We start from the raw sequence: 6,374 nt of genomic DNA on the forward strand, positions 1-6,374 counted from the left end.
TCATATAACCGATCACTCAATAGGGTGCCGAGCCGGAACGTTCGACTCAAGCTTGCCTATACAACTAGCATGATGAACTAGACTAAACAAGACTTTCTCGATCACAAAAACTAAAAGCGTCACAAATCGACATTAAAAGCACAGTTAAAAAAGCTAAAAAAAACGAATTAACAAAAATAAAATATTAGGGAGACTAGGATGTCACTCGCCGTTGTTTTTGCTCGCGCTAGTTTAGGTGTGGCAGCGCCGTTAGTCACCGTGGAAGCCCACCTTGCTAATGGCTTACCCGTCTTTAATATTGTGGGTTTACCAGAGACTACCGTTAAAGAAGCACGAGACCGAGTGCGCAGTGCATTGTTAAATTCAGGTTTTGAATTTCCCGCCCGCCGTATCACTGTCAACTTAGCCCCGGCAGATTTACCAAAAGAAGGCGGTCGTTTCGACTTACCCATTGCTATCGCCATTTTGGCTGCCTCAGAACAAATCCCTATCACTCAGCTTAAGCAACTGGAGTTTTTAGGCGAACTGGCGCTCACCGGAGCATTACGCCAGATCAAAGGTGCGCTGCCCGCGGTACTGGCCGCCCGAGACAACAACCGGCTATTAATACTTCCCGAAGCTAACAACCACGAAGCAGGTGTCATTCAGCCTTGTCCGGCACGCCTTGCACCGCACCTATTAGCCATTACCGCTTGGCTAAGGCAACAAGGAGAGCTGGCGACTCCCGACCCCATCACCACACAAGAACCCGATTATATTGTTGACCTGTGTGATGTTATCGGCCAAGAAGGTGGTAAACGCGCTTTAGAAATAGCCGCTGCAGGCGAGCATAACCTGTTATTGGTCGGCCCTCCTGGTACCGGAAAAAGTATGCTCGCAAGTCGTCTACCGGGCTTACTTCCGCCCATGAGCGAAGCTGAAGCATTAGAACTGGCGGCAATAAGATCAATTAGTGGCGTGAGTTTGGAGCCTGAAAACTGGCGTTTGCGGGCGTTTCGTCAACCCCATCACTCCTCTTCCGCAGTCGCGCTGGTGGGCGGAGGCAGCTATCCCAAGCCCGGAGAAATTTCTTTGGCGCACAACGGCGTGTTATTTCTTGATGAAATGACCGAGTTTGAACGCCGGGTATTAGATGCACTGCGCGAACCACTAGAAACCAGCTATATCTCTATTGCTCGCGCAGCCCACAGTGTGACCTATCCTGCTCGCTTTCAGTTAATTGCCGCTATGAACCCTAGCCCTTGTGGTCATTACCAAGAGGGATACACCCGCAGCTCATCGGAACAAATTCTTCGTTACTTGAATAAAGTGTCTGGACCTTTTTTAGACCGGTTTGATTTATCGGTAGAGATTCCCCTACTACCTCCAGGAGAGCTTAGCCGTAAACGTGTTAAGGCCGAAGGCTCAGCGAAGGTTCGCCAAAGAGTGCTCGCAGCCAGAGAGCATCAACTGAAACGTGCAGGCAAAACTAATGCTAGACTCAGCTCATCGGAATTAGAGATATATTGCCCATTAGAACAAGCAGATGCCGAGTTTTTAGAGCAGGCATTGCATAAAATGAGGCTGTCGATTCGCGCTTGGCACAAGCTAATTAGAGTGGCCAGAACCATCGCTGATTTAGAGCATGAAGAAAAAATTTCACGTATTCATTTGATAGAAGCCTTGGGTTACCGCGCCATGGACCGGCTAATACAACAACTGCAGTCTTAATTAGTAAATTAAAGTGCTATAACTAAGTAGGTAGCTTTGATGAGAAGGAGTGCTCAATGAAAAGTGCAAAGGAGTTTGCCGTTTGGCTTTATGACCGATTTAAAGATGCGCCGGAAGGGGTCTATCTCAGCAGGGATGACATCACTATCCTGTCTAACAGGCAGCATTTTAGTCTAGATTTTGTGACCGATATTCATTATGAATTGACGTTAAAGGGCATGGGGTTTGTCACAGGAACCCACAGAGATAAGTTTTATTTAGTTCACTTACCCACTATGTACTGGCAGCAACAACCAGAAGTACATACTGAAAGCCAGCACTCAAATATTCATCCCATTACCAAGCAGCAGATGTCTTAAACGAAGATAGCCCATGATACGGATCATCATGGGCTGTTTTTTTAGTCTAATGACAGCAAATATTCTACAGTCTGATAAAAACGTTCTTCCGAACCAATTTCGTTCATATTAAGTTCGTATTTATCTTTAACAACAATGGTTGGCGTACCATGAACATCAAAACGCTCGGTCAGTTTATCGTACTGAGCAATCATACCATTAAGCGCAAAGCTATTAATCACGCCATCAAAGTCCTTTTCAGCTACGCCATTAGCAATAAAAATGGCTTTAATTTCGGCCAAATTGTTCGGCATCTTCTTCTGTCGATGGATGCGATCAAATATCACAGGGTTTAATGTGTCATCTACTTTAAGCAACACGGCCGCACCGTATGCTCGTTGTAAGACCGGACCTAACTCTCGACCAAGAAAAGACACCGGTACTTTCTTTAATTCTAGTTCAGGGACCCGCTGTTCTAACTTGCTCATCAGTGGCTGAAAGCTATAGCAATGCGGACAAACGTAAGAGAAAAACTCAGTAACAACCGGCTTGTTGCTGGCTGTATCTTGTACCACCTTATACTCAACACCCTCCTTAAACTCAGGAGCGGCGTTGGCCAGTGGAGCCATCAGTAAAGCAAATAAGACCAAAATATACTTTTTCATAAATATTCCCATTTAATAAGAGCTGGCTCACGTTAGATAATCAGTTCCAAGAGGTCAAGGATAATGGTGGCGCATTCAGGTTTTGTAGCTGCTCTGTCAATACCCCAATTTGCTGCAGCCAGTAATCTTCGGTGTTAAACCATGGAAAGTTAAGTGGAAAAGCCGGATCAGACCAGCGAGCAGCCAACCACGCCATATAATTCACGATACGCATCGCTCTTAAAGGCTCAATTAACGCCAGTTCAGCCACATCAAACTCTCGAATGTTTTCATAACCTGCCAGCAGCGTATCCAGCTGCATCAATTGCTCTTGCCGACTGCCACTCAGCATCATCCACACATCCTGTACTGCGGGCCCTGTGCGACAATCATCGAAGTCTAGCAACCAAGGGCCATCATTCCACAACACGTTACTAGCGTGGCAGTCGCAATGGATGGTGAGTTGCTTCTTGGGTTGATATAAAGCGCACGCTCTCGTTATTACGGTATCCAGGCGCTTAAAAAACTCCCCGCGTAACTTCTTAGGGATCAGCGCCTTTTGCAACAGCACTTCGCGTGAACGTAACAAATAATCGTCCGTGGTCAATCGTGGCCGATGTTGCAACGTCACGCTGGCGCCTACTTGATGTAAACGACCAATCTGCTCACCAAATGCTTCTAGTTGATCTAGATTATCCGCTTCAAGTTGGCGGCCAGAAATCGCGGGCCACACTGCAAACAACATGTTCTGGTATGAAAAAACACTGCTGTGCTCTCGTATCATAGGCACGGCAACACGAACACCGGCTTTTGCTGAGGCAAACAAAAAATCATGTTCTTCTTGTATTTGCTGCAAATTCCAACGCTCGGGGCGATAAAACTTAGCAACCAGTGGGCCGTCGGTATCACTTTTAAATCGATACACTCTATTTTCGTAACTGTTTAACGCCATCAACCCAGAGTCGACATGAATGCCAGCACTCAGTAGTGCATCGGCGATAACATCGGGAGTTAGTTGGTAATAATTCATGACAGCCCCTAAAAAAACCGCAGCCAACGGCTGCGGTCTAAATCACCTATTCACTAACAATATCAGTTAATCGAGCTAAAGAACTTACTCTTATGGCGTAAGGTCGCTTTGCTATCGCTTTCATACAATCCGGTATGAGTTAGCACAAAAGTTACATCACTCACCGGCGACGATAACAAGTAAGGGTCCGTGGATAAGCTAATCGGTAAGCTTATGATCTCACCTCCGCGGACCTCTACTTCTTGCGGTCCAATCCAAGTAACATCATCTATACCCTCAACCGCCAAACGGTAGATTTCGGTATCTAGCGTCTTGTTCCTGATTTTCATGGTATAGGTGTTTTCAATTAAACCTTCGCTGGTTTCACGATAAAGCTGATTACGATCACGAAGAATTTCGATACCCATCGGCATGATACTGGATGCCATATAGATAAATACCGCGGTCATCACCGTCATCACAATGCCATAACCAATTAATTTAGGCCGCGCGACATGACTCACACCGTGGCGTAGCTTGTGCTCAGTGGTGTAGCTAATGAGACCGCGTTCATAACCCATACGATCCATGGTTTGGTCACAAGCGTCCACACAAGCACCACAGTTGATACACTCATACTGCAGACCATCACGAATATCGATACCAGCGGGGCACACCTGCACACACAAGTTACAATCGATACAATCGCCTAAACCTAACTCTTTAGGGTCAGCCTTACGAGGACGTGGACCACGACTCTCACCGCGTTCAACATCGTAGCTCACCGTGAAAGTGTCTTTATCAAACATCGCTGACTGAAAGCGTGAATAAGGACAAATGTGTGTACACATTATAGTCCGCATCCAACCCGCATTACCGTAGGTACAAAAAGCAAAAAACAGCACCCAAAACCCGACCCAGAAACTGCTAGAAAAAGTCAGCAGTTCAAGCGCAAGCTCTTTAACTGGCACAAAGTAGGCTATAAAGGTAAAGCCGGTTAACAAGGACACCGCCAACCAAGCAATATGCTTCGCGCTTTTACGCCATATTTTATTAAAGTCCCAAGCCGACTTATCTAGCTGGCGACGTTTATTAGCACTACCTTCGAACTTTTCTTCAAACCAAATAAATATAAAGGTCCACACCGTTTGTGGACACACATAGCCACACCAGACACGGCCTAAAAAGGTGGTGACAAAAAATAAGGCAACGGCAGAAATCATGATGACCAAGGCAAGCAAGGTAAAGTCTTGTGGCCAGATGGTAGTGGAAAAAATCTGAAAGCGCTGCTGAACTACATCGAACAACAAGGCTTGACGGCCATTCCACGTCATCCAAGGGCCGAGAATGAACATCGACATCAGGATCCAGCCTAAGTACTTACGTAGCTTCTGCCATTTCCCTGTTTGGGCTCGAACATAGATATGACCGTCATCGGTAGGCCGGTGCGAACGCACCGGTCCGGTAACATCTTTTACGTTTATCTGCTGTTGTTTATCGTTCATTTTGCTCACATTATTATTCTGGCTACTTGCGACCAAATTATCTGCTTAACAAAATAGAAATTACTATTAACTGCTAATTGTTAACTTGCAAATAAAATACGAGTTATGCCATATTTTGCAGTAAAGAGCCGAATAAAAAGGTGATATTGATCACTCTTTTCTACCCCAAAGCCTGTCTCTACTATCCATAGCACCATCATAAAGGGTTAGCGCAAGCAAAGGCTATGATAGTGATCATTAAATAGCAATAAATGCTAATGTTATACCAATCACATTAAGTATTTGGTCAGGTGCTGGGTCGGAACGCCAGAGGTAACACAGCCGCCTCCCATGACACGCTACGAGTACATCCATGTAATACCAATCTGGAAAACTAACTGATCTATTTTTGTTTGTATAAAAGCCGAACAAAGAGTCAACTCCACCGACCCGCTGCCAGCGGTTAATAACATTCACCATTTTAATTTACTGCGAATATTCACTGGATATTCGGTCAGATTAAAACAGTTCATCTCGGCGGAACACACTCGCCTATGACGCTCAAACACATAACATCCCTGTTATGTGATGGTCGGTGGAGCCGATCTCTTTATCCGTCCCTAGGCTGCGAGGTCGCCTGTTGGTGCGCTTTACAGACAACAGCTCAGAGCTTAAGGAGAGGCAACAGAGATCGGCTCCCACGACCGTGACAATGCCAGGGATGGCATTTCCTGAGCCCCCAGGGATGGGTTTATGGCGTGTCGTGGGAGCTGACTCTGTTTCCTCTCGTATCCGATTTTAAACTAGATCAGATTTTTACTTAGATTGGTGTAATTGGTATTAGATTGGTATAAGAAATGAGAAAGCAAAAAGCCCCGCTCGATGAGCGGGGCTTAGTATAAGGTGTTTGATTGTGACCTACTTTCACATGGCAGCTGCCACACTATCATCGGCGCAGATGCGTTTCACTTCTGAGTTCGGCATGGGATCAGGTGGTTCCACAACGCTATGGCAATCAAACAAAACTGGTTTTTATAACTGGTGCTGATACCCGGATTCGAACTGGGGACCTCACCCTTACCAAGGGTGCGCTCTACCAACTGAGCTATATCAGCTAAAATTAGGTGCCTGGCAGTGACCTACTTTCACATGGCAGCTGCCACACTATCATCGGCGCGGCTGCGTTTCA

5 protein-coding genes, 1 tRNA gene and 1 rRNA gene are annotated in these 6,374 nt (G+C 45.9%); 2 read left to right on the plus strand and 5 right to left on the minus strand.

Going from position 1 to position 6,374, the window contains the following annotated elements; translation table 11 throughout:
• Positions 1 to 198: 198 nt before the first annotated feature.
• Together ACFQ1C_RS15185 and ACFQ1C_RS15190 are read left to right on the plus strand one after the other, a co-directional pair.
• Complete coding sequence (locus tag ACFQ1C_RS15185; RefSeq protein WP_379559521.1) at positions 199 to 1,710, plus strand: YifB family Mg chelatase-like AAA ATPase; 1,512 nt, start codon at positions 199 to 201, stop codon at positions 1,708 to 1,710.
• Between the two features lie 56 nt (positions 1,711 to 1,766).
• A complete protein-coding gene (locus ACFQ1C_RS15190) occupies positions 1,767 to 2,069 on the plus strand; it encodes a hypothetical protein (protein WP_379559522.1) in 303 nt (100 codons plus the stop codon).
• A gap of 41 nt (positions 2,070 to 2,110) precedes the next feature.
• Here ACFQ1C_RS15190 and ACFQ1C_RS15195 read toward each other — a convergent pair whose 3' ends face one another.
• The 5 genes from ACFQ1C_RS15195 to ACFQ1C_RS15215 all read right to left on the minus strand — a co-directional run bounded on the left by ACFQ1C_RS15195 (position 2,111) and on the right by ACFQ1C_RS15215 (position 6,300).
• Positions 2,111 to 2,713 carry a thiol:disulfide interchange protein DsbA/DsbL gene (locus tag ACFQ1C_RS15195; RefSeq protein ID WP_379559523.1) on the minus strand — a complete coding sequence of 201 codons (603 nt, stop codon included), beginning with the start codon at positions 2,711 to 2,713 and terminating at the stop codon, positions 2,111 to 2,113.
• 40 nt (positions 2,714 to 2,753) lie between these two features.
• Positions 2,754 to 3,722: a serine/threonine protein kinase gene (locus tag ACFQ1C_RS15200; protein ID WP_379559524.1), complete on the minus strand. Its 969-nt coding sequence runs from the start codon at positions 3,720 to 3,722 to the stop codon at positions 2,754 to 2,756.
• A 62-nt stretch (positions 3,723 to 3,784) separates the two neighbouring features.
• On the minus strand, positions 3,785 to 5,206 hold the full coding sequence (gene ccoG / locus ACFQ1C_RS15205) for a cytochrome c oxidase accessory protein CcoG (protein WP_379559525.1): 1,422 nt from the start codon (positions 5,204 to 5,206) through the stop codon (positions 3,785 to 3,787).
• A gap of 884 nt (positions 5,207 to 6,090) precedes the next feature.
• A 5S ribosomal RNA gene (gene rrf / locus ACFQ1C_RS15210) occupies positions 6,091 to 6,205 on the minus strand.
• Between the two features lie 19 nt (positions 6,206 to 6,224).
• Positions 6,225 to 6,300: transfer RNA gene (locus tag ACFQ1C_RS15215), tRNA-Thr, on the minus strand.
• Positions 6,301 to 6,374: the final 74 nt, after the last annotated feature.

The organism is Oceanisphaera ostreae (assembly GCF_042676125.1).
Lineage (GTDB): Bacteria > Pseudomonadota > Gammaproteobacteria > Enterobacterales > Aeromonadaceae > Oceanimonas > Oceanimonas ostreae.

Excerpts from the sequence above, each read along its gene's own strand:
- ACFQ1C_RS15185 (WP_379559521.1), top strand. The coding sequence starts at position 199 with ATGTCACTCGCCGTTGTTTTTGCTCGCGCTAGTTTAGGTGTGGCAGCG.
- ACFQ1C_RS15190 (WP_379559522.1), top strand. The coding sequence starts at position 1,767 with ATGAAAAGTGCAAAGGAGTTTGCCGTTTGGCTTTATGACCGATTTAAA.
- ACFQ1C_RS15195 (WP_379559523.1), bottom strand. The coding sequence starts at position 2,713 with ATGAAAAAGTATATTTTGGTCTTATTTGCTTTACTGATGGCTCCACTG.
- ACFQ1C_RS15200 (WP_379559524.1), bottom strand. The coding sequence starts at position 3,722 with ATGAATTATTACCAACTAACTCCCGATGTTATCGCCGATGCACTACTG.
- ccoG (WP_379559525.1), bottom strand. The coding sequence starts at position 5,206 with ATGAACGATAAACAACAGCAGATAAACGTAAAAGATGTTACCGGACCG.